General features: G+C 68.0%; 17 protein-coding genes. 4 read left to right on the top strand and 13 right to left on the bottom strand.

Going from position 1 to position 23046, the window contains the following annotated elements; genetic code table 11:
* From WAL33_RS11735 to WAL33_RS11690, 10 genes are all read right to left on the bottom strand, one after another.
* Positions 1 to 2459 (bottom strand): molybdopterin oxidoreductase family protein (locus WAL33_RS11735; RefSeq protein WP_422181604.1); only part of this gene is annotated, 2459 nt, incomplete at its 3' end.
* Positions 2452 to 2796 carry a nitrite reductase small subunit NirD gene (nirD, locus tag WAL33_RS11730; RefSeq protein WP_422181602.1) on the bottom strand — a complete coding sequence of 115 codons (345 nt, stop codon included), beginning with the start codon at positions 2794 to 2796 and terminating at the stop codon, positions 2452 to 2454. The genes WAL33_RS11735 and nirD, both read right to left, overlap by 8 nt.
* Complete coding sequence (nirB, locus tag WAL33_RS11725) at positions 2793 to 5249, bottom strand: nitrite reductase large subunit NirB (RefSeq protein ID WP_422181600.1); 2457 nt, start codon at positions 5247 to 5249, stop codon at positions 2793 to 2795. The genes nirD and nirB overlap by 4 nt, the downstream gene beginning before the upstream one ends.
* A 25-nt stretch (positions 5250 to 5274) precedes the next feature.
* The gene (locus tag WAL33_RS11720; RefSeq protein WP_422181598.1) at positions 5275 to 6498 is read right to left on the bottom strand and encodes a nitrate/nitrite transporter; all 1224 of its coding nucleotides are present in this window, start codon (positions 6496 to 6498) and stop codon (positions 5275 to 5277) included.
* 265 nt (positions 6499 to 6763) lie between these two features.
* On the bottom strand, positions 6764 to 7891 hold the full coding sequence (locus WAL33_RS11715) for a CmpA/NrtA family ABC transporter substrate-binding protein (RefSeq protein ID WP_422181596.1): 1128 nt from the start codon (positions 7889 to 7891) through the stop codon (positions 6764 to 6766).
* Positions 7888 to 8466, bottom strand: coding sequence for an ANTAR domain-containing response regulator (locus WAL33_RS11710; protein ID WP_422181594.1), 579 nt, complete (start codon positions 8464 to 8466; stop codon positions 7888 to 7890). The genes WAL33_RS11715 and WAL33_RS11710 overlap by 4 nt, the downstream gene beginning before the upstream one ends.
* Before the next feature lie 171 nt (positions 8467 to 8637).
* Positions 8638 to 9717 carry an alginate lyase family protein gene (locus WAL33_RS11705; protein WP_422181592.1) on the bottom strand — a complete coding sequence of 360 codons (1080 nt, stop codon included), beginning with the start codon at positions 9715 to 9717 and terminating at the stop codon, positions 8638 to 8640.
* 67 nt (positions 9718 to 9784) lie between these two features.
* Positions 9785 to 12877, bottom strand: coding sequence for a TonB-dependent receptor (locus WAL33_RS11700; protein ID WP_422181590.1), 3093 nt, complete (start codon positions 12875 to 12877; stop codon positions 9785 to 9787).
* 317 nt (positions 12878 to 13194) lie between these two features.
* Positions 13195 to 13551: a PilZ domain-containing protein gene (locus WAL33_RS11695; RefSeq protein ID WP_422181588.1), complete on the bottom strand. Its 357-nt coding sequence runs from the start codon at positions 13549 to 13551 to the stop codon at positions 13195 to 13197.
* Between the two features lie 84 nt (positions 13552 to 13635).
* Positions 13636 to 15060, bottom strand: coding sequence for a helix-turn-helix domain-containing protein (locus tag WAL33_RS11690; protein WP_422181586.1), 1425 nt, complete (start codon positions 15058 to 15060; stop codon positions 13636 to 13638).
* A 157-nt stretch (positions 15061 to 15217) separates the two neighbouring features.
* On the opposite strand from WAL33_RS11690, the gene WAL33_RS11685 reads away from it, so the two are divergent.
* The 3 genes from WAL33_RS11685 to aceB all read left to right on the top strand — a co-directional run bounded on the left by WAL33_RS11685 (position 15218) and on the right by aceB (position 18854).
* Entirely contained in the window at positions 15218 to 16837 is a 1620-nt protein-coding gene (locus WAL33_RS11685; RefSeq protein WP_422181584.1) for an isocitrate lyase, read from the top strand.
* Positions 16838 to 16884: 47 nt separating this feature from the next.
* Entirely contained in the window at positions 16885 to 17118 is a 234-nt protein-coding gene (locus WAL33_RS11680; protein ID WP_422181582.1) for a hypothetical protein, read from the top strand.
* A gap of 140 nt (positions 17119 to 17258) precedes the next feature.
* Complete coding sequence (gene aceB, locus WAL33_RS11675) at positions 17259 to 18854, top strand: malate synthase A (protein WP_422181580.1); 1596 nt, start codon at positions 17259 to 17261, stop codon at positions 18852 to 18854.
* Positions 18855 to 18918: 64 nt separating this feature from the next.
* Here aceB and WAL33_RS11670 read toward each other — a convergent pair whose 3' ends face one another.
* The 3 genes from WAL33_RS11670 to WAL33_RS11660 all read right to left on the bottom strand — a co-directional run bounded on the left by WAL33_RS11670 (position 18919) and on the right by WAL33_RS11660 (position 22304).
* Complete coding sequence (locus tag WAL33_RS11670) at positions 18919 to 21102, bottom strand: copper-transporting P-type ATPase (RefSeq protein ID WP_422181578.1); 2184 nt, start codon at positions 21100 to 21102, stop codon at positions 18919 to 18921.
* 33 nt (positions 21103 to 21135) lie between these two features.
* Positions 21136 to 21837, bottom strand: coding sequence for a VIT1/CCC1 transporter family protein (locus WAL33_RS11665; RefSeq protein ID WP_422181576.1), 702 nt, complete (start codon positions 21835 to 21837; stop codon positions 21136 to 21138).
* Between the two features lie 89 nt (positions 21838 to 21926).
* On the bottom strand, positions 21927 to 22304 hold the full coding sequence (locus tag WAL33_RS11660) for a c-type cytochrome (RefSeq protein ID WP_422181574.1): 378 nt from the start codon (positions 22302 to 22304) through the stop codon (positions 21927 to 21929).
* Between the two features lie 130 nt (positions 22305 to 22434).
* On the opposite strand from WAL33_RS11660, the gene WAL33_RS11655 reads away from it, so the two are divergent.
* Entirely contained in the window at positions 22435 to 22875 is a 441-nt protein-coding gene (locus WAL33_RS11655; protein ID WP_422181572.1) for a DUF2267 domain-containing protein, read from the top strand.
* Positions 22876 to 23046: the final 171 nt, after the last annotated feature.

The following is a 23046-nucleotide window of genomic DNA, read 5'->3' as shown; positions in this document are numbered from 1 at the left end:
CGGCCGAACAGCAGGGCCGAACGGGCCTCGGGGCTCAGCACCGGCTCGGCGAACAGCTCGGCCAGCCAGTCGCGCGACGGCAGCCGGCCGGTCAGGGTGACGTACAGGACCGCGACCAGTCGGCCGTCCTGCAGCCAGGCCTCGCGCCGCGCGCCAGTGGCGGCGTCCTCATAGGTCACGAGTTCGCCGGCGAGGCCTTTGGACAAGGCCTTGCGCAAGGCGGCGCGCTCGACGTCGTCACCTCGGCCGGCGAACTCGTGTTGCTGGCAGGCGTCTTGGGGAATACGCCGCCAGACGAGGTCCAGCCCCGTCGGGGTTCCGAGGCTGTCCCGCGTGAGAAAGAAACCCTTCCAGGTCTCGCGATAGGCGCGGATCCGGGCGGGGGTGTGCTTGAATTCCGGCTGGCCGGAGGTGGGATCCAGATTCGGGGCGATCAGCGGATTGGACCGGCCCGAGGGCGCGAAGTCGTCGGTCCAGTGCATGGGCATGAAAACGCTGCCGACGCGCTGGCGATCGGTGACCTTGGCCAGGACGACCGCCTCGCCGCGCGCGGTGATCACCCGGGTCAGGGCGCCGTCCTTGACGCCCAGGGCCTCGGCGTCGGCAGGGTGGACCTCGACGAACGGCTCGGGGGCGTGGCGGCACAGGTCCGGGGCCAGGCCCGTGCGGGTCATGGTGTGCCACTGGTCGCGGATGCGGCCGGTGTTCAGCGACATCGGATAGACCGCGTCGACCGCGTCGGCGGGCCCCTTGGGCCGGGTCGGGACCATGCGGGCGCGGCCGTCAGGGGTCTGGAAGCGGCCGTTCCCGAACAGGCGCGGCGTGCCCTGCCCGTCCGCGCCCACCGGCCACTGGACCGGCGAGAGTCCGGCGTAAGCCTCTGGCGCTAAAGCCGAAAGGCCCGACAAGTTCAGGAGACGATCGGTGTTCTCATAGGCCGTCAGACGCGCCCATTCACGGAACACGCTGGCCGGCGAGGCCCAGCCGAAACCGTCGAAGCCCATGGCCTTGGCCACGTCGGCGATGATCCGCCAGTCGGCGCGGGTCTGTCCCGGCGCGGGGAACAGGGCCCGCTGGCGCGAGATCCGACGCTCGGAATTGGTGACCGTGCCGTCCTTCTCGCCCCAAGCCAGGGCAGGCAGTTTGACGTCGGCGAAGGCCGTGGTGTCGGTCTCCACGCAGTCGGACACCACCACGAACGGGCAGCGCTCCAGCGCCTCGCGCACCCGGCCGGCGTCGGGCAGGCTGACGGCGGGGTTGGTGGCCATCACCCACACCGCCTTGATCTTGCCGGCATGGATGGCCTCGAACATGTCGATGGCCTTCAGGCCCGGCGCGCGGGCGGTGTCGGGCGCCCCCCAGAAACGGGCCACGCGGTCACGGTCGGCCGGGGCGAAGTCCATGTGGCCGGCCAGGGTGTTGGCCATGCCGCCGGTCTCGCGCCCGCCCATGGCGTTGGGTTGGCCGGTGATCGAGAACGGGCAGGCGCCGGGCTTGCCAATCCGCCCGGTGGCCAGGTGGGCGTTGAGGATCGACAGCCCCTTGGCGGTGCCCTGCGCCGACTGGTTGGCGCCCATCGAAAACAGGCTGACCGTCTTCGGATTGTCGGCGAACAGATTGTAGAACTTCAGTAAATCGTCCAGCGCTACGCCGCAGCCGGCGGCCACCGCGACCGGCGACTGGTCCAGATCGGCCAGGGCCGCTTCGACGTCCGAGAAACCGTTCACATGGGCTGCGATGTAGTCGCGGTCGATCGCGCCACGCCGGATCAGATCGGCCAGCAGGCCGTTCCACAGCCGCACGTCGCTCTGCGGGGCGATGGCCAGGTGCAGGTCGGCGCCCTCGGCGGTGTCGGTGCGGCGCGGGTCGATGACCACGTGCTTCTGGCCGCGCGCCTTGGCCGCCTCCATGCGCCGGAACAGCACCGGATGTGTCCAGGCGGCGTTGTGGCCGCTGAACACCACCAGGTCGGCCAGGTCCAGGTCCTCGTAGCAGCCGGGCACCAGGTCGGCGCCGAACGCCTGCTTGTGGGCCGCCACGGCCGAGGCCATGCAGAGGCGGCTGTTGGTGTCGATGTTCCCCGAGCCGATGAAGCCCTTCATCAGCTTGTTGGCGACGTAGTAGTCCTCGGTCAGAATCTGGCCCGAGACGTAGAAGGCCACGCTGTCGGGGCCGTGCTTGGCGATGGTGTCCTTGAAGCGCTTGGCCACCAGGGCCGTGGCGTCGGACCAGCTGGCGGCCTTACCGTTTATCGTCGGCTCCAGCAGCCGCCCCTCCAGCCCCACCGTCGCCCCCAGCGCCGTGCCCTTGGAGCACAGGCGGCCGAGATTGGCCGGGTGGGCCGTGTCGCCGGACACTGACAAGGCTCGTGCTTCGCCGACCGCGCCCGACACGCCGCAGCCCACCCCGCAATAGGGGCAGGTCGTCTTGACGAGCGGGGCGGTCGAGCCGTCAGCCATGGGTGTCCAGGCTCAGCAGCAGACGGCCGTCACGGACCTCCAGCGGCACGACCGGCGTGCAGCCCTTGCCCTTGTCGGCGCCCATCGGCTCGCCGGAGGCCAGGTCGATCGACCAGTTGTGCAGCGGACAGGCCACGGCGCGGCCGTGGACGATGCCCTGGCTCAACGGCCCGCCCTTGTGCGGACAGGCGTCCATCAGGGCGAACACCTCACCGTCGCCGGTGCGGAAGATGGCGATGTCGCCGCGCGGGCTGGTCACTCGGCGCGCACCGCGACGGGGGATGTCGGTCACAGCCCCGACATCCACCCAGACTGGAACTTTCACGTGAGCGTTCATGCGGGGGCGAACTCCATCCGGCGGCTCATGGGGGTGAATTCCTCGGTGTGGCGGCCGGCCACCCGCTCGGCCCAGGGGTCGAGACGGGCGAAGCGCTGCGAAAACACGAAGCGGTCGTAGAGGGCCTTGCGCTGGCCCGGATCGGTGACCTGGGCCTGGATGCTTTCCAGACCTACGCGCGCCATCCACTTGTAGACCCGCTCCAGGTACCAGCCCTCCTCGCGATACAGCTGCATGGCCGCCGCAATCACCCACACGGCCTCGTCCTCGGTCGCGACATGGGTCAGAACCTTGGTGCCCTGGATGTGCAGGCCGGCGGCGCCGCCGATGTGGATCTCGTAACCGCTGTCGACGCAGACCACGCCGAAGTCCTTGCAGGTGGCCTCGGCGCAGTTGCGCGGGCAGCCCGACACCGCCAGCTTGACCTTGGCCGGCGCCCAAGAGCCCCACAGGAACTTCTCCAGGCGAATGCCCAGGCCGGTGGAGTCCTGGGTGCCGAACCGGCACCAGTCGCTGCCGACGCAGGTCTTCACCGTGCGCAGGCCCTTGGCGTAGGCGTGGCCGCTGACCATGCCGGCGGCGTTGAGGTCGGCCCAGACGGCCGGCAAGTCGTCCTTCTTGACGCCCAGCAGGTCGATCCGCTGGCCGCCGGTGACCTTGACCGCGGGAATGGCGAACTTGTCGGCGACGTCGGCGATGGCCCGCAACTCATCCGGGGTGGTCATGCCCCCCCACATGCGCGGCACGACGCTGTAGGTGCCGTCCTTCTGGATGTTGGCGTGGACCCGCTCGTTGATGTAGCGCGACTGCTTGTCGTCGCGATATTCCGACGGCCAGGCGCACAGCAGGTAGTAGTTCAGGGCCGGTCGGCACGACGCGCAGCCGTCGGGCGTGGTCCATTCCATGGCCTGCATGACGGCGGGCATGGACTTCAGCTCGTACTCGACGATGGCCTTGCGGACGTCCGAGTGCGGCTTGTGCGTGCACTTGCACATCGGCTTGGGGCCGGTCTGCTCCTTGAAGCCGTCGCCCAGGGTCAGCTTCAGCACCTGCTCGACCAGCGGTGTGCACGAGCCGCACGAGGCCGAGGCCTTGGTGACCGCCTTGACGTCGTCCAGCGTCGTCAGACCCTGGGTGGTGATGGCCGAGACGATCGAACCCTTGCAGACGCCGTTGCAGCCGCAGATTTCCTGCGTATCGGGCATGGCCGCAACGGCCGCATTAGGGTCCAGGCCGGACAGCCCTTCGGTGATGGCCTGGCCGAAGATCAGGGTCTCGCGGATGTCGGTGACGACGGTCCCCGCCCGCATCAGGTCGAAGTACCAGTTGCCGTCGGCGGCGTCGCCGAACAGCACCGCGCCGGCCACCTTGCCGTTCTCGATGACCACGCGCTTGTAGACGCCGCGCCCGGCGTCGCGGAACACGATGTCCTCGCAGCCTTCGCCGCCCGAGAACTTGCCGGCCGAGAACACGTCCACGCCCGAGACCTTTAGGCGGGTCGACAGAACCGAGCCCTCATAGGCCCCTTCCCCGTCGGTCATCGACTCGGCGAGCGAGCGGCACATGTCCCAGATCGGCGCGACCAAGCCGTAGCAATTGCCCCGGTGCTCGGCGCATTCGCCGACCGCGAACACGGCCGGGTCGGAGGTGCGCATGGCGTCGTCGACGACCACGCCGCGATTGACGGCCAGGCCGGCGTTCCGGGCCAGAGCGGCATTGGGCTTGATGCCCACGGCCATGACCAGCAGGTCGCACGGCAGGGTGCGGCCGTCCTTCAGCTTCAGGCCCGTGACCTGACCGTTCTCGCCGACGATCTCCTGGGAGTGGGCGCCCATCACCGTCTCGACGCCGCGTTCGGCCAGGGCCTCGCGCAACAGGAAGCCGGCGCTCTCGTCCAGCTGGCGCTCCATCAGCACATCCATCAGGTGGACGACCGTGGCGGCCATGCCGCGCCGGGCCAGGCCGTAGGCAGCCTCAAGGCCCAGCAGGCCGCCGCCGATCACCACGGCGCGAGCGCCAGGCTTGCCCGAGGCGGCGACCATGGCCTCGACGTCATCCAGGTCGCGGAAGGTGACCACGCCCTTCAGGTCGATGCCCGGCAGCGGCAGGCGGAAGGGGTCCGAGCCCGTGGCCAGGATCAGCTTGTCATAGGGAACTGCAAGCCCGCCCTCGGCCACCACCTTGCGGTCGTCCAGGTCGATGGCCGTGACGGCCCGCCCAGCGTGCAGGGTGATGGCGTTATCGGCGTACCAGGCCTCGTCGTTGATGACGATGTCGGCGAAGGACTTCTCCCCCGCCAGCACCGGCGACAGCATGATGCGGTTGTAGTTCACCCGCGGCTCGGTCCCGAAGATCGCGATCTCGTAGCGGTCGGGATCGCGCTTGAGGACTTCCTCGACCGCCCGGCAACCGGCCATGCCGTTGCCGATGACGACCAGCTTTTCCTTGGTCATGGTTCTGCTCACTGGAAGAGGAAGATCAGACGCGGATCGGACGGGCGTCAGAGCCGTGCAGGGTCGGCCAGATCGCGCGCCAGCGGGCCTTCAGACCGTGCAGGGCCACCAGGGCGACCAGCGCCAGGGCCGCGAAGCCGAGGAAGCCGATCTGATAGGAACCCGTAAGCTTCTTGGCCATGCCCAGGGACGAGGCCAGGTAGAAGCCGCCGATCCCGCCCGTCATGCCGATCAAGCCGGTCATGACGCCGATCTCCTTGCGGAACCGCTGCGGCGCCAGCTGGAACACCGCGCCGTTGCCGGCGCCCAGGGCCAGCATCGAGAACATCAGCACCGCCAGGGCGATCCAGGCCGAAGGCATCTGGAAGCTGGCGGTCGCCAGGCCCAAGGCGGCCAGGGCGAAGACGATGGTCAGGGTCCGCACCCCGCCGAAGCGATCGGCCAGCGCCCCGCCGACGGGGCGGATGAACGATCCGGCGAACACGCAGGCGGCGGTGAAGAAGCCGGCGATCACCGGGGTCAGGCCGTATTCGGCGTTGAAATAGATGGTCAGGGACGAGGCCAGGCCGACGAAGCCGCCGAAGGTGACCGCGTACAGCAGCATCAGCCACCAGGCGTCCGGAACCTTCAGCACGTCCATATATTCGACCAGCGTCTTGGGCGCGGGCTGTTCGGGGGCGTCCTTGGCCAGCAGCATGTAGACGACGAAGGCCAGGGCCAGCGGAATGGCGGCCAGGCCGATCACGTTCTGCCAGCCGAAGTGCTTGGCCAGGATCGGGGCGAACAGGGCCGCCAGGGCGGTGCCGGAATTGCCGGCCCCGGCGATGCCCAGGGCCAGGCCCTGGTGCTCCTGCGGATACCAGCGCGAAGCCAGCGGCAGGGCGACGGCGAACGAGGCGCCGGCCACGCCCAGAACCAGGCCCAGGGCCAACACCTGATGATAGTTGTGGATGCCCAGCGCCCAGGCCAGGGCCAGGCCGGTCAGCACGATCAACTGGCTGATCATGCCGGTCTTCTTGGGGCCGATGCGGTCGACCAGCACGCCGTTGACCAGCCGCAGCACCGCGCCGGCCAGAACCGGAATGGCGACCATCAGCCCCTTCTGGGCGGGGTCGAGGTGGAAGTCCTTGGCGATGGCCACGCCCAACGGGCCCAGGATCACCCAGACCATGAAGCTGAGATCGAAATACAAGAACGCGGCGAACAGGGTCGGCGTGTGGCCGGCCTTCAGGAAATCACGGGAGAGCATGATTGGCCTCGGATGTTGCGTGTCTGCGAGAGCGAGGCGCTAAAGCGCCCCGGGCGGGTGACCGCATCCGAGCGGTCGTCTCTGGCAGCCACGAACGCCGTTGTCCGGAGGCCTGACCCTAGTGAAGGATCAGAAGCCGGAGCGTGTCACGCGGCATGCCGCGATGCCGCGTAGTCCGGGCTGCATCGTGCAGTTGCTCAGCAAATAGGCGCAGGCTCTGCTCGAACCGTGAGCAAAACGCATGGGTGTTGATGAGTTGGAAGGGTTAGATCGAAGCACGCCCGACCGCGAACGAGGCCGCATAGCCTCGCGCGTCCGCTGGATCGAACGGCGCGCCGTCGAACAGGGCCGAGGCCGGGGGCGCGGCGTCGGCGAACACCTGGGCGGGGTCCAGCACCGGTCCCAAGGACAGCGCCGCTTCACGGAACAGGTCCGGGCGATAGACGCGCTCGGCGACGGCGACCAGGTCCAGGTCCGCTCCCACCTGCCCCCAGCGCACCATCTGCGACAGGAACCACAGGGCATGTTCCCGGCGCGGCAGGCCGGCGGCGTCGCGATGGAAGACGATCTCGGACTTCAGGGCCCTGGCCACGACCTCGGCGTCGGCGCCCACATGGTCGGGCCGCGACAGCAAGGCGACCAGCTCGGCGTGGTTGCCTGGCTCGTCGGCCCAGGCCGAGGCCCGGATCAGGGCGCGCAGCACGGCGCGCAGCTCGTCGCCATGACCGTCGGCCCAGGCGGCGGTGACGCCGAACACCTTGTCAGGCCCGCCCGGCCAGAACTGCGAGGCCTTGATCAGCATCTCGCCCAGGCCCTCGTCGACGGCGACGGCGTTCCAGGGCGCGCCCACGCAGAAGCCGTCGATCTCGCCCAAACGCAGGTGCTCGACCATGCGCGGCGGCGGGGTGACCACCAGGCGAACGTCTCGGTCCGGATCGATCCCCGCCTGGCCCAACCAGTAGCGCAGGAAGTAGTTGTGCATCGAATGCGGGAAAACGACCGCGAAGGTCAGCGGCGGCGCGCCCTGCCCTCGCCGATGCTCGACGACCTCGGCCAGGGCCCGGGCGGTGATCAGCGGCGCGGCCATCGCCTCGGGATCGGCCTCTCGCATCATCGCGGCCAGCTTGGCCCCGACGGTGATCGCGCTGCCGTTACGGTTCAGCGCCAACGGCGCGAGCATGGCGTCCGCCGCAAGCGCCATCGGCGCCAGCATGTGGGCGCCGTCCAGCGCCCCCACCGTGAGCTTGTCGCGGATGGTCGCCCACGAGGCCTCGCGGCTCAGGGCCACCTCCAGCCCCTCCTCGGCGAAGAAGCCCTGCGCCTTGGCCACGACCAGCGGGGCGCAGTCGGTCAGCGGGATGAATCCCAGCGTCAGGTCGGCCAGTCCGCTCACGAGGCGTCGCCTTTCAACACGCCGGCGAAGGCTAGGAGATCGGCGGCGATCGAACCGATCGGCTTCCCGCGATCCATGGCCAGCTTGCGCAGCAGGCGGTAGGCGCCGTCTTCATCCAGGCCCCGCTCCTTCATCAGCAGGCCCTTGGCCCGCTCGACGGTCTTGCGCGATTCCAGGTCGGCCTTGGCCTTGGCCAGGTCGCCGCGCAGTTGCTGGGTCAGGGCGAAGCGGCTCATGGCCACGTCTAGGATCGATCGCACCCGCGCCGGCGCCAGGCCGTCGACGACATAGGCCGCCACTCCGGCCCGCACGGCCTGTTCGGCCAGGCCCGGCTCGGAGCGGTCGACGAACATCACCACGGCCCGAGGATTGTGCTGCCCGGCCTCGCGCAGGCTTTCCAGCGTATCGCGGTCGGGGCTGTCAGCGGCGATCACCACCACGTCGGGCGCGAACTCCGCGGCCTCGCGCTCGTCGAACGTCGCCGCGCGGCGCACCTCCAGCGGCTGCACGCCGGCGAGCCCCTCGGCCACGAGGGCGGCGCGCGCGGGATCTGGATCGATGACGAGGACGCGCATGCCCTCCGCCCTAAGTCCGTCCGGCGAAAGGGGGGAGCGGTGAAGGTCCATCGGGGACGGAGTTACTCGATCAGCCTGATATTTGCACACCATAGCCCGAAATAGCGGCGCCCGACGCCCTGGCAAGTCGTCTCAGGCGCCGGCGCGCGGCGCCTGAGACGGAGCGGCGTTTCAGCGCGCCGCGAACCGGTCGTGCAGCTGGATCCAGGCCGCCGGCCGCCGGCCCGTTCGGGCGACCAGATCATCGCGCAGGCCGCGATAGCGCGGGGCCATCAGGCTGGCCAGGGCGTAGGTCCCCACGCCGTTGGAGACGTCCCAAGGATGGGGCGCATATTCCTTCTGGCCCGCGGCGGCGCGGTCGCGGTCGAACTGGATCTTGGAGTTGGCGAACTCGACATGGACCTTCTCGCCCTTGGCGTAGGGGGCCAGCCAGTCCAGCGCGCCCGGCAGATTGGCGCCGACAGGACTCTTCCAGTCGAACCAATCCTCGCCGTGGGCCTGGGCCGACAGGGCCGCCATCATCAACGGGTCCAGGTCGTAGGTGACATAGTGGATGGCGTCGCGCTCGTGGAAGTCGAACACCGTGCCGTCAGCGCGCAGGTTGGTCGTGATCTGGGCGCGGAAGGCCGCCCTGGCCCGCGCGATCAGCTTGGCGTCTCCGGTCTGGAACGCGGCCATGGCCGCCAGCTTGACCCGGTGGCTCTGCCAGTTGGTCTCGAAGTTCTTCGGCTTGGCGTCCATGGCGTCCAGATAGCCGACGGCCATGCCGCGCCACAGGCGGTCGACCTTGGCGCGGGTCGCCGCCGGCAGGTCGGCCTCGGTCAGGTCGTAGGCCATCAGCAGGGTGTCGAAGCCGGTTTCGTCGATCGGGTTGAACGACGGCTCGTAGATCTCGGCCCAGGCCTCCAGATAGCGGCCGGCCTGGTCGAGAAAGGCGCGCTCGCCGGTCAGACGCCAGGCCAGGGCCAGGTTCAGCACGATCGGCTGGTCCTGCTTGGCCTTCAGGCTGATCTCGCGGATGCCCTTGCCCGGCAAGGTGCCTTCGGTGTGCAGCTTGGGGATCGCGCCCGGCGGACGGTCCAGGGCGGCCCTGGCCTTGGCGACCACGTCCTTGGCCGCTGACGTCTCGACGGCGCCCCCCTTTTCTAGGCCTTGGGCGTAGTCGGGACCCAGAACGGCGTAATCGGCCGCCAGAGCCGGCGAAGCGAGGAAGGCCAGGGCGCAGGCCGTGCCGAGCAGCAGGGTCTTCATGTCAGCGTCTCTTCAGGACTGGAAAGAAAAAGGCCGGGCGATCTGCCCGGCCCTCTCGGAAAGGTCTTTAGAACGTGGCGCGCATCGTCACCTGATAGGTGCGCCCGTCATAATCGATCCGGCGCGGCAGCATCGGATCGTTCTCGTATTCGGAACGGGTCGCGTCGGTCAGGTTGAACGCATCGACCGAGAGGCTGATGGCCTTGGTCAGCTGGTACGAAGCCGAGGCGTCCAACTGGCTGCGCGCCTTGACGGTGCGGGCGTCACCGACGAACGAGTTGCCGGCGGCCAAGTCGTACTTGTCACGCCAGTTGTAGACCAGGCGAAGACCCAGCTTGTCGGCCTCATAGAACCCGATGACGTTGATGTTGTTCTCCGACACGCTGGGCAGGGTGATCTTGGCTCCAGCCGTGTCCGTGCCGTCGATCTTCGTATACGAATAGTTGAACGCGCCGCCGAAGTTGCGCCAGAAGCCCGGCAGGAAGTCCAGGTTCTGCTGGATGTTGAACTCGAAGCCCGTGACGGTCATCGCGTTCTGGTTGGTCTTGCCGGTGACGTTGACCTGAGCCGGTTTCTGGCCGCTCGGGCTGGGGAACTGGTTGGAGCTGATGCACTGGCCCGCGGCGTTGGCGGTCAGGGTTCCAAGGTTTTCATCAATGCCAGGGATCTGGCCGTTCGCCGGGCAGAGGAACGCCGGGTCGGTGATCGGGCCGATATAGCCGTCGATCGCCTTACGATAGGCCGCCACCGATATCATCCCGCCGGGACGATTGTACCATTCCAGCGAAGCATCCAACGAGTCGGAGGTGTAGGGCTTGATGTCCGTGGCGCCGATGGTGACGGTGTAGACCGGGTCGACCGCCGGATCGGTCGGAAGCTGTATGAAGGTCGTCGGCACGTTGTCGCGCGGCTGCGGACGGACATAGGTGCTGTAGGCCGCCAGGCGCAGCACCAAGTCTTCACGCAAATCGGCAGCCAGGATCAATGACGGCAGCCAGTAATCGTAGTTCTTCTTCGTCGTCTTCGTATTCAGAGAGTGATTGATCGGACCTGCAGCCGTCGACTGGGCGCTGGCGCAGTTCTTACAGTTCAGGGCGATGATCTCGTTGTCGGTGTATTCGTAACGCATGCCGGCCGCGCCGCGGATCGGGATGCTGAACAGCTCGGTCTTGAACTTCGCCGTCAGATACGCCGAGAACACGTCGTTCTGGTTGCTGAAGTTGTTGTTCCAGTAGTTGCCGTCGGTGTAGTTGTTGACCACGCCGTAGGGCGTCAAGAACACGCCGGGCGCGCCCAGCGCGAACTGAGCAGGCAGGCCGTTCGGATTGCTCGTCGTGCGCGGGGCGGTGTTGATCGGCGTGACCGCCGCCAAGACCCGGTTGATGTCGACATTCATCCAATTGGTGGTGGGCCCGCCGGCCTCGCCGCCGAAGAAGTCATTGGCGTAGGACAGCTGGCTGGCCATGTCCGGCGTGATGTTCTGGGTCAGGGCGCCCAGCGAGGTGTTGCGCGAACCGCTCGAGGTGAACTTGTTGTGTTCGGCCCGACCGCCGAACAGCACGTCGGTCAGGAACGGGGCGTCGGCGAACGAGCGCACCAGGTCGAGCTGGAACGCATCCAGCTCGTTGTCGGCGTTGCCGTTGGTGCCGGTGATGCCGAAGCGATCGGCCGCGATGCCCGCTGCCTGACCGGGCATCTGGGCGCCCGCCTGGGTCGGCGCGGTCGGCAAGGCCGGAATTCCAAAGCCGCCGGTGGGCAGGTGGGTAGCGTGCGGCGTGACCAGGGTGGCGCGATAGTTCGCCAGGTCCGAGCCGCCCAGGTCGACCGTGGTGGTGATGCCGTTCAGGCCGGCCGCGCCGAGGTTGCGGTACGGGTTCTGGACGACGTCCAGCTCGATCTGGTTGGCCTGGGCCTTGGCGCGCGAGACGGTCAGGTTGGCGGTGGCCTTCCAGTCGTCGTCCACGAACTCCAGGGTCGGGTTGATCGCCCAGGTCTGGTTGGTGGCGGGCTCTGAGCGGACCGAGTCGAAGGTGTTGATGTTCTCGGCCGAGAAACTGTTGACGTAGGCGCGGTCGCCCAGCGGGGTCTTCACTACATAGGGCGTGCCGACCGCGGTGATGTGCGCGACAGCCGAGGTCGCCGACAAGGCGGCGTTGGAGCCGTTGCCTGCGCCGGCGTCGATATAGAGCAGGTTGTTGGTCGCCTCATCCAGCTTGCGCCGGGTGATGAAGCCGTTGGCTCCGAACTTCCAGTTCTCGTTGATGCGCCATTCGAAACCGGTCGCGGCCGACAGGGTGGTCCCGCGGTTGAACTTGACCAGCTGACGGGTCTGGCTGGGATAATAGACGCCGCCCGGATACTGGGCGATCAGGGCGTCGTACATTGGGTTCTGGCCGGGGACCCTTTGGTTTCCAAGCTGGGCCGAGCCCAGCTTGTTGCCCCATGAGTTCACGGTGATCGAGTCGCGGCGGAACTTTTCGTCCTTCCAGCCGACGACGCCGAACACGGCGAAATCGTCGCTCAGGTGGGCGTTGTAGCCCATCGAGGCCAGCGGGCTGCCCTCGCCGCCCAGCTCATTGTACTCGTAAGCCACCTTGGCGAAGCCGCCGTCCCTGCGCTGCAGGGCGGGCGCTATGCGCAGGTCGATATTGCCCGACAGGCCGCCGGCCAGGTCGGTCGCCATCGGCGACTTGATGACGTTGATCGACGTGAAGATGTCGGAGTTGAATGCGCCCAGCGGGGTCGAGCCGTTCAGGATCGGGTCGGCGAAGGCGCCGCCGTTCAGGGTGGTGCGGGCGAAGGTGCCGGGCAGGCCGCGCAGGCTGATGGTGGCGTTGCGGCTGTCGGCTTCGCGGTTGATCTGGATGCCGGGCACGCGCTGGATCGCTTCGCCGACATTGAGGTCCGGGAAGCGGCCCAGACCGTCCGACGAAATGCCGTCCGAAATCTGCAGAGTGTCGCGCTTGGTCGCGATGGCATTGGCGTAGGCGGCGCGGAAACCGGTTACCACAACGGCGTCAATGACGCTGTCATCGGCCCTGGTCTGGTCATCCTGGGCGGGCGCGGCTTGCCGGGCATGGGCGGTCGAACCCAAGGCGACGGCGGCGCACGAGGCCAGCAAAGCGGCGCGCAGGACGAAGGTGTTGCGAACGAGATTCATAGATCCTCCCCCGGGCGCGTCTGATTGGCGCCCTTATGGAGCTGACTTATCCGACCAATCAGGAATTGTGTCAATGATTGGTAATGCCACTTTTCCAGCTGTCGAGATTTCTGGTCAGGCCAAAACCCAAGGCGGCAAGACCGGCTTGGCCACCGGCCTGTTGTCATTGAAATCCGGCCCGGGTCATAGGCGAACGCGCCGCGGGCCGACGCCGACGGGCGGAATCTCGATTACGGTCGCGGAATCGAATGGCGCGCCGGATCACCGCGCCGCAACGTGGCGATAAACCGATGCGGCGTGGAAGAACGCGTCAGGCGCTAGGCGGCGTTCAGGCGCCAGGCAAAGCGCGTGGCGATCGACACCGCGCCGTCCTTGCCGCCCGCCGGTCCGTCCATCGTGTCGCTCTCAAGGAACTGCAGGCCGGCTTCCTTCTGCGAGCGCCAGACCACGCGGGTCAGATGAATCCGCTTGGCGATGGAATCCACCAGAAAGGCGCCCTCGGCCGGCAGCTCGATGTCGCCCAAAGCGATCCGGGCTCCGCCCTCGGCGATGTCGATCAGCGAGCACTTCCAGGCCTTTCGGCCATCGACCAAATAGGCCTTGCGCTTCGTCGGCATGCGAGGATGGGCCCGCTGCTCGACGCCGCCTGATCTGTTTTCGGCATCCGATTGCATGGGGCGACCCTAGCGGAGCACGATTAACGGATGGCGCCCAACGCTCACGCCGCCGTTCTTGCCGCACCCAATCGGCCGAAGACGTCAGACCACGAACGGAAAGGGCGACAGCGCCTTGCTCGATTCCTCGACCAGCAGGGTCCTGTTGATCGGCGCGGCGGCCCGTTGCGGGCAGGCCGGGCGCTCGCAGATCCGGCACGACGGACCGATCTCGACCGCCACGGGCGCGGCGATGTCCAGACCCCGGGCATAGACCAGCTTGCCGGCATGCTTGAGTTCGCACCCCAGCCCAACGACCAGTTCGTCCTCCAACCCCGCCTGCAGGCCCGACACCCGGCGGACGGTGCGCGACAGGGTGAAGTAGCGCTCGCGGTCGGGGGTCTCGATCACCTGGGTGACGATCCGTCCCGGGGTCTTGAAGCTGTCGTGGACGTTCCAGCGCGGACAGGCGCCGCCGAACCGCGAGAACGGGAACGGCCCGGCCGCGAACCGCTTGGAGATGTTGCCGGCCGCGTCCAGTCGCATCATGAAGAACGGCACGCCCCGCGACCCGGGCCGACTGAGCGTGGTCAGCCGCTGGGCCGCCTGCTCGTAGCTAATCCCGAACCGCGAGCGCACCCGCTCGATGTCGTAGCCGCTGGCCTCCATGGCCGCCAGGAACGGCTCGTAGGGCGTCATGATCGCCGCGGCCAGGTAGTTGTCGAGGAACACCTTGAGCAATTGCCGCGTGGCCCGGTCGGGGGCCTGGAAGCGGTCGGTCAGGGTCGACAGGATCTCGCCCGCCTCCATCACGCCCAGTTGGTAGCACATGGCGAAAATCCGGCTGGCCGGGGCCAGGGTTTCTGAGATCATCAGCCGTTTGCGATGGTGGTCGTAGCGCCGAAGCGAGTCGGCCATCACCTCGACCGGCATGACGCGAACCTGGATTCCGAAGCGCTCGAGCAGCCGTGCGCGCACGGCCGGGCCCAGATCCTGGGGATCGGCCTTCATCGACGCGACGATCGGCTCGGCCGCCGTCTCCAGTTCGGCGAAGTGATTGCGCTGCGAGCCGACGAGATCGCGCACCCAGTCGGTCGGCGATTGGGACGAGACGGACGCCGCGCCGTCCGGCCGCTCGAAGGCGCCCAGGTCGATCAGCCGCCCGCGATCCAGATAGGCGCGATAGAGGCGCGCCATGGCGTCGGCGATCCCCGGCGACAACTCGGCGACCTCGGCCGCCTCGTGACGGCTGACACCCAGGTCGGCGAACATCTTGTCGGCCAGAACCTCGTCCAGCCCTGCCCCGCCGCCTGGATCGTCGGCCGACAGACTGCGCAGGTCCAGGTCGTAGGCGTCGGCCAGGCGCAGCAGGATCTGGGCGGTGACCGGCCGCTGGTTGCGTTCCAGCAGGTTCAGATAGCTGGCCGAAACCCCCAGATTCTCGGCCATGCGGCTCTGGGTGACGCCCAGGTCGCGCCGTAGCCGCTTGAGCCGGCCTCCGAGAAACAGCTTTTTGTCATGCGTCGCCATTCGGTCACGTTGTCACAGATTTACAGAAAATACAAAGTCGGTTTGTGACAAATTGCCTTCAATAGGTTCGACGCGCCGCACGCCGCGCCGCTAGCTCCCCTCACGAACTTTTCCGCCCGGCCAACCGATGGCCGGGCCGATGATGGGACCAAAAGCCATGACGCTGCGCCAGACCTACGCCCAACACCGCGACGCCCTGCTCGCCCGCTATCCGCAAGGCGTGACGCCGGGCGGCGTCGCGATCGACGATATCATCCAGCTGAAGCTGCAGAACACCTTCTCGACCCACCTGGACATCGCCCGCGAGATGGCTGTCGTCATGCGCGCCGACATGGCCGCCTATGACGCCGACTCCAGCCGGTTCACCCAGTCGCTGGGCTGCTGGTCGGGCTTCCACGCCCAACAGATGATCAAGTCGGTCAAGCGCCTGCGCGGCACGACCAAGGGCGCCTATGTCTACCTGTCCGGCTGGATGGTGGCGGGCCTGCGCAACCGCTTCGGCCATCTGCCCGACCAGTCGATGCACGAGAAGACCTCGGTCGTCGATCTGATCGAAGAGATCTACGTCTCGCTGCGCCAGGCCGACGAGGTCGCGATCAACGACCTGTTCAAGGTGCTGAAGACCGCCCGCGACGCCGGCGATAAGGCGGCCGAGAAGGCGGCGATCGCGGCCATCGACGGCTTCGAGACCCATGTCGTGCCGATCATCGCCGACATCGACGCCGGCTTCGGCAACGAGAACGCCACCTACATCCTGGCCAAGGAAATGATCAAGGCCGGCGCCTGCTGCCTGCAGATCGAGAACCAGGTCTCCGACGCCAAGCAGTGCGGCCACCAGGACGGCAAGGTCACCGTGCCGCGCGAGGACTTCATCGAGAAGCTGCGCGCCTGCCGCCTGGCCTTCGAGGAACTGGGCGTCGATGAGGGCGTGATCGTCGCCCGCACCGACAGCCTGGGCGCGGGCTTGACCCAGAAGGTGCCCGTCAGCCAGGAGCCGGGCGACCTGGCCAGCGACTACATCAAGTGGCTGAAGACCGAGGCCATCACCCCCGACAACCCCATCCTGCCGGGTGAACTGGCGCTCTATCGCGACGGCCAGTTCGAAAAGCCGGTGCGCATGCCCAACGGCCTGTTCGCCTTCCAGGAGGGCAGCGGCCGGGCCCGGGTGATCGAGGACTGCATCGCCTCGCTGACCCAGGGCGGCGCCGACCTGCTGTGGATCGAGACCGACACCCCCAATGTCGACGAGATCGCCGCGATGGTGTCGGAGATCCGCAAGGTCGTGCCCAACGCCAAGCTGACCTACAACAACTCGCCGTCGTTCAACTGGACCCTGAACCTGCGCCGTCAGGTCCGTGACCAGTGGATCGCGGAGGGCAAGATCCACAAGGACAGCTATCCCGAAGGCGCGGCCCTGATGTCGGCCGAGTTCGACGCCAGCGACCTGGGCCGCGAGACCGACGAGCGCCTGGCCCGCTTCCAGGTCGACATCTCGGCCCGGGCCGGCGTGTTCCACAACCTGATCACCCTGCCGACCTTCCACCTGACGGCCAAGAGCATGGACGAGCTGTCGCGCGGCTACTTCGGCGACGACCGGATGAAGGCCTACGTCAATTCGGTGCAGCGCGAGGAGATCCGCCGCGGCGTCTCGGCCGTCAAGCACCAGCACGAGGTCGGCTCGGACCTGGGCGACACCTTCAAGGAAATGGTCGCCGGAGAGCGCGCCCTGAAGGCCGGCGGCCACGCCAACACCATGAACCAGTTCGCCGCCGAATAGCGGCGAACACCCCTTCCCTCACCATCCACCCGATCGAGGATTCCACCATGACCGCCACGCATTTCGCTCCCGCCGCCATGCCGAACTCCACCGACCAGCAACGGGCGGTCGATCGGGTGGCCGAGGCCGCCCACCGCCTCAACGAGGCGGTGCAGCGGGCTATCGCGGCCGGCTATTCGGTCGAGTTGGTGCGCACCTCGCGCCATCACGACGGCGCCGGCAACTGGGGCGACCAGATCGTCCCGACGGTGCGTCCCAATGGCGCCGCCAAGAGCGCCTGATACGTCTAGCGTGGTCCTCGTCATTCGACAGGCTCAGGATGAGGACCATTCTTGCCGCCGCGCCTCATTAGAAACCTCATCCTGAGCTGTCAGGACGAGGTTTCGGCTCCCTACACGTCTCCATACCCACGGAAATTCTCATGCCCCTCGACGTCGCCGCCAACATCCAGATCAACGGCCCTGTCATTCCTGGAGAAGTTGGGGGCCGCGCCGTGGAGATCCTGACGCCGGAAGCCTTGGCCTTCGTGGCTGACCTGCACCGCCGGTTCGACGCCCGCCGCCGTGAGCTGCTGGCGGCCCGCACGGCCCGCCAGGCCCGTTTCGACGCCGGCGAACTGCCCGACTTCCTGCCCGACACCCTCGACATCCGCGAGAACGACTGGACCGTCGCTCCGATCCCCGCCGACCTGCAGGACCGCCGAGTCGAGATCACCGGCCCGGTTGACCGCAAGATGATCATCAACGCCCTCAACTGCGGGGCCAAGGTGTTCATGGCAGACTTCGAGGACGCCACCTCGCCGACCTGGGCCAACCTGATCGAAGGCCAGGTCAATCTGAAGGACCGCTGGGCTGGCGACCTGACCCATGTCGACGCCAAGTCGGGCAAGTCCTATGCCCTGGGCGCCAATCCGGCGGTCCTGAAGATCCGGCCGCGCGGCTGGCACTTGCCCGAACGGCACATGGAGGTCGACGGTCAGGTCGTCAGTGGCGCGCTGTTCGATTTCGGCCTCTACCTGTTCCACAACGCCAAGGCCTCGCTGGCCCAGGGCTCGGGCCCCTACTTCTACCTGCCCAAGCTGGAGAGCCATCTGGAGGCGCGCCTCTGGAACGAGGTTTTCGTCCACGCCCAGGCCGCGCTCGGCATCCCCAACGGCACGATCAAGGCCACGGTGCTGATCGAGACCATTCCCGCCGCCTTCGAGATGGACGAGATCATCTTCGAACTGCGCGACCATATGGCGGGCCTCAACTGCGGCCGCTGGGACTACATCTTCTCGTTCATCAAGCGCCTGGGCCGCCGGGCCGAGTTCCTGACCCCGGACCGCTCGGCCATGGTGATGGGCAAGGCCTTCCTGGGCGCCTATTCGCTGAAGCTGATCCAGACCTGTCACCGGCGCGGGGCCTTCGCCATGGGCGGCATGGCCGCCCAGATCCCGATCAAGGGCGACGAGGCCGCCAACCAGGCTGCCTTCGCCAAGGTCCGCGCCGACAAGGAGCGCGAGGCCGGGGCCGGTCACGACGGCACCTGGGTCGCCCACCCCGACCTGGTGCCGGTGGCCATGGAGGTCTTCGACCGCCTGATGCCCGCGCCCAACCAGCTGAACAAGCGCCTGACCGACCTGACCATCACCCAGCCGCAGATGCTGGAGCTGCACGACGGCGTCCGCACCGAGGCGGGCGTGCGCGAGAACATCCGCGTCGGGGTCCGCTACACTCAGGCCTGGATCGAGGGCCGGGGCGCGGTGCCGCTCTATAACCTTATGGAAGACGCCGCCACCGCCGAGATCTGCCGCACCCAGCTGTGGCAATGGATTCGCCTCGGCGCCGACCTGGCCGACGGCCGCCAGATGGGTTCGGAGCTGTTCATCGGCATGCTGACCGAGGAGTTGACCGGCCTGCGCCGCGACTTCCCCTCGCCGCGCCTGGAAGACGCCGCCCTGCTCTTTTCGCGCATGGTGCTGGCCGACACGCTGGAGGAGTTCCTGACCCTCCCGGCCTATGAGCTGATCGCCTAGCCAGGCGAAAAACGGCGCGCGGGGTTGCCTGCGCGCCGCCGGACTACAGGCCTCGAAGCCGGGGCTAGAGCTTGACCATCCGTAACCTCAAGGCGTTGGCGATGACGCTGAACGACGACAGCGCCATCGCCGCGGCGGCAAGTTGCGGTGACAGCAACAGCTTGAAACCCGGATAGAGCGCTCCGGCCGCGACCGGCACGCCGGCGACATTGTAGATGAAGGCGAACAGCAGGTTCTGGCGGATGTTGCCCATCACCGCCCGCGACAGCCGTCGGGCCCGGACAATGCCGACCAGATCGCCCTTCAGCAGGGTGACGCCGGCGCTTTCGATCGCCACGTCGGCGCCCGGGCCCATGGCGATCCCGACCTCGGCCGCCGCCAGGGCGGGCGCGTCGTTGACGCCGTCCCCGGCCATCGCCACCGATCGGCCTTCCGCCCGCAGGCTCTGAACGACCTTGGCCTTGTCCTCGGGCAGGACTTCGGCCTCCACCTCGTCGATGCCTAGGCGCCTGGCCACGGCCTCGGCGGCGGCGCGATGGTCGCCGGTCATCATCACCAGGCGCACGCCCTGCGCCCGCAAGGCTCGGACCGCCTCCAGAGTCGTCGGTTTGATGGGATCGGCCACGCCGAGCAGGCCGGCCAGCCGGCCGTCGACCGCGACGAACAGGATGGTGGTCCCCTGGGCGCCGAGGCGCTCGGCGTCGTCCCGCAACGACGCGGTGTCGACCCCCTGCTCGCGCATCAGACGCGCTCCGCCCAGGGCGATGTTGCGGCCATCGACCACGCCCAGGACCCCCTTGCCGATCGGCGAGTCGAACTCGGCGGCTTCGGAGAGCGTGAGCCCCTGCTCCGCCGCGGCCCGCAGGATGGCGTCGGCCAACGGATGTTCGCTGCCCCGCTCGAGGCTGGCGGACAGCCGCAGAAGCTCGCCCGTCTCGAAGCCGGGCGCGGGCATAATGTCGGTGACCGCCGGCCGCCCCTCGGTCAGGGTGCCGGTCTTGTCGACCACCAGGGTGTCGATCCGCTCGAGCCGTTCCAGAGCCTCGGCGTCCTTGATCAGGACGCCGGCCTGGGCGCCGCGACCGACGCCCACCATGATCGACATCGGCGTGGCCAGACCCAGGGCGCAGGGACAGGCGATAATCAGCACCGAGACCGCCGCGACCAACGCATGGGGCAGCCGCGGCTCGGGTCCGGCCAGGGCCCAGGCTGCGAAGGCGACCCCCGCGGCGGCGATCACCGCCGGCACGAACCATCCCGAAACCTCATCGGCCAAGCGCTGGATCGGAGCTCGGCTGCGCTGGGCGTCGGCGACCATCCGCACGATCCGCGACAACAGGGTGTCGGCGCCAATCCTTTCGGCCCGCATCACGAACGAGCCGGTCTGGTTGACGGCGCCGGCGATCAGCTTGGCGTCGACCGCCTTGGTCACCGGCATCGATTCGCCCGTGACCAGGGACTCGTCGATGGAAGCGCGCCCCTCGATCAAAACCCCGTCGACCGGAACCTTCTCGCCGGGCCGCACGCGCAGTCGGTCGCCCACCTGGATCTGGTCAAGCGGAACCTCCTCGTCGGCGCCGTCGCCCCGAACGCGCCGGGCGGACTTGGGGGCGAGGCGGAGCAAGGCCTTGATCGCGCCGCCGGTCCGCTCGCGCGCCCTCAGCTCCAGCACCTGGCCCAACAGCACCAGGACGGTGATCACCGCCGCAGCCTCGAAATAAACCGGAACCGCGCCGGAGCCGTCGCGGAAGGCCGACGGAAACAGGCCCGGCTGCAGCGCGGCGACCAGGCTGTAGGCCCAGGCCACGCCGATCCCCATGGCGACCAGGGTGAACATGTTGAGCCGCCGGGTCACGATCGAGGTCCACCCGCGTGCGAAGAAGGGCCAGCCGGCCCACAGCACCACCGGCGTGGCCAGGACCAGCTGGACGCCGTTGGAGACCCGCACGTCCAGCATCATCATCAGGCCGGTCAGATGACCGCCCATCTCCAGCAGAAAAACCGGCGTGGTCAGGGCCAAGGCGATCCAGAACCGCCGGGTCATATCGGCCAGTTCCGAGCTGGGGCCGGCCTCGGCGGTCACCGCGACGGGTTCCAGCGCCATGCCGCAGATCGGGCAGACGCCGGGGCCAAGCTGGCGGATCTGCGGGTGCATGGGGCAGGTGTAGATCGCGGCCGCCAAGCCGTTCGGCGACGCGGCGCGGCTGTCGTGGTGGTGACGCGCGGCCTCTTGGCCTTCGTCGCTCATCGAGAGCATCCTCCAAAACGGGGTGGGCTTGGGCTAGATCGCCACGCCGACCAATCGACCGACGCCCGCCGTGACGCCCATGGCCATCAGGCCCCAGAACGTGACGCGCAGCGTCGCCCGCCAGGGTCGTGCGCCGCCCGCCTGAGCGCCGACGAAGCCCAGCACCGCCAAGCCGACGGTCGAGACCAGCACCACGGTCGCCACAAGCATCGACGGCGGAGCAACGACCACCACCACCAGCGGCATGGCCGCGCCGGCCGCGAAGCTGCTTGCCGAAGCGAAGGCCGCCTGGATCGGCCGCGCCGTGGTGGCGTCGGAAATGCCCAGTTCGTCGCGGGCGTGGGCGCCCAGGGCGTCCTTGGCCATCAGTTGGCTGGCGACGCGCCTGGCGGTTGGATCGTCCAGGCCGCGCCGCACATAGATCTGGACCAGCTCCTCATATTCGGCGTCCGGATCGTTTTGCAGCTCCGCCGTCTCACGGGCCAGGTCGGCCTGTTCGGTGTCGGCCTGTGAACTGACCGAGACATATTCGCCGGCGGCCATCGACATCGCGCCGGCGACCAGGCCGGCGACGCCCGCGATCAGGATCGCCGACGGCTTGCCGGCGGCGGCGGCGACCCCGACGACGAGACTTGCCGTGGACACAAGTCCGTCGTTGGCCCCCAACACCGTGGCCCGAAGCCAGCCGATGCGGGAGATGAGATGACGTTCAACATGACGCAACGATCTGGGCATTGGGCGTGTCCGAGGCTGGAGGTGAATAAGCCCGCTTGGCGCGGGCTTCTATTCGATCTTGAAGGCTCAGCAGCGTTCCTCACCCCGTGTCACGGCCGCGGAGCTTTCGCCGCGTCGGGCTCAAGGCTTTTCAAATAGGCGGTGAGGGCCTCGATCTCCTGGGGACTCAGCACCCATTCCGGCATGGGTCCGTGCCCCACGACGATGCCCTCGGCCAGAGCCTCACCAAGCTGCTCGACGGGATAGCGGCGGTGAAGGTCCCGAAAGCGCGGCGCCGCGGACAACGGACTGTCGCCGGCGGGACCTACCGCATGGCAGCCGCCGCAATCGCGCTTGGCAAGGGTCTGTCCCAGCGCAAGGCGCTCCCGCGCCGGGGCAGCGCCGATCTCGGCTTCGAGCTGTCCGGCGGCCGTCGTGGCCGGCGCCAGGAGGGACGTGAGGACCAGGAGCCAGGCTCCGATGCGCATTGCTTGCTCCGTGGGGTTGGTTTGGATCTTGATAGGACGCATAGGATGCGCGCGCGGTTACGAATTGATCCTTGTCAACACAGCTTCGCTCCGCCTGGCCAGACTGTCGACCATGATCCTGGAGGGTTCCATGCCCAGCAGTCTTCCGGTTTTCGACACCACCGTCCAAGAGACCAATATCTGGTTGAAGGCCATCGCCGCCGAACTGGAGCCCTGCGATCGCCATCAGGCCTACCAGGGCGCGCGCGCGACGCTACATGCCCTGCGGGATCGCCTGGCGCCGGACCCGGCGATGCACCTGGCCGCGCAGTTGCCGATGCTGCTGCGGGGCATGTTCACCGAGGGCTGGCAGCCGAGCCAGACCCCGACCTTGGAGCGGGACGTCGACGCGTTCCTCGCCCGGATCGAGGCCGCCTTGCCGCCCGACTTTCCGATCGACACCGAGAGCCTGGCGCGCGGTGTCTTTCGCGGGCTGGCGGACATCATGGATCATGACCTGCTGACCAAGGTGCTGCGCCAGCTTCCGCTCCCTCTTCGCGCCCTTTGGCCCCAAACCCTGGCGACCCTATGAGCCCACGCACGACCTTCACCTCCGTCGCCCGCGCTCGGCGGATGCTCCTGGGCCTCATCGCAGCGGCCTCCGGTCTCGTGACCGGCTGCTCTGTCCTTGAGCCCCTGCATGCCGGCCCCGAGCTTCCCCTTGTCGAATCCGGGCGCGCCCTCGCGGTCGGCGAATGCTCGG

The organism is Caulobacter sp. (assembly GCF_049283275.1).
Taxonomy (GTDB): domain Bacteria; phylum Pseudomonadota; class Alphaproteobacteria; order Caulobacterales; family Caulobacteraceae; genus Caulobacter.
The sequence above is the reverse complement of the archived record's forward strand: the minus strand, read 5'-3'. Positions and strand labels throughout refer to the sequence as shown.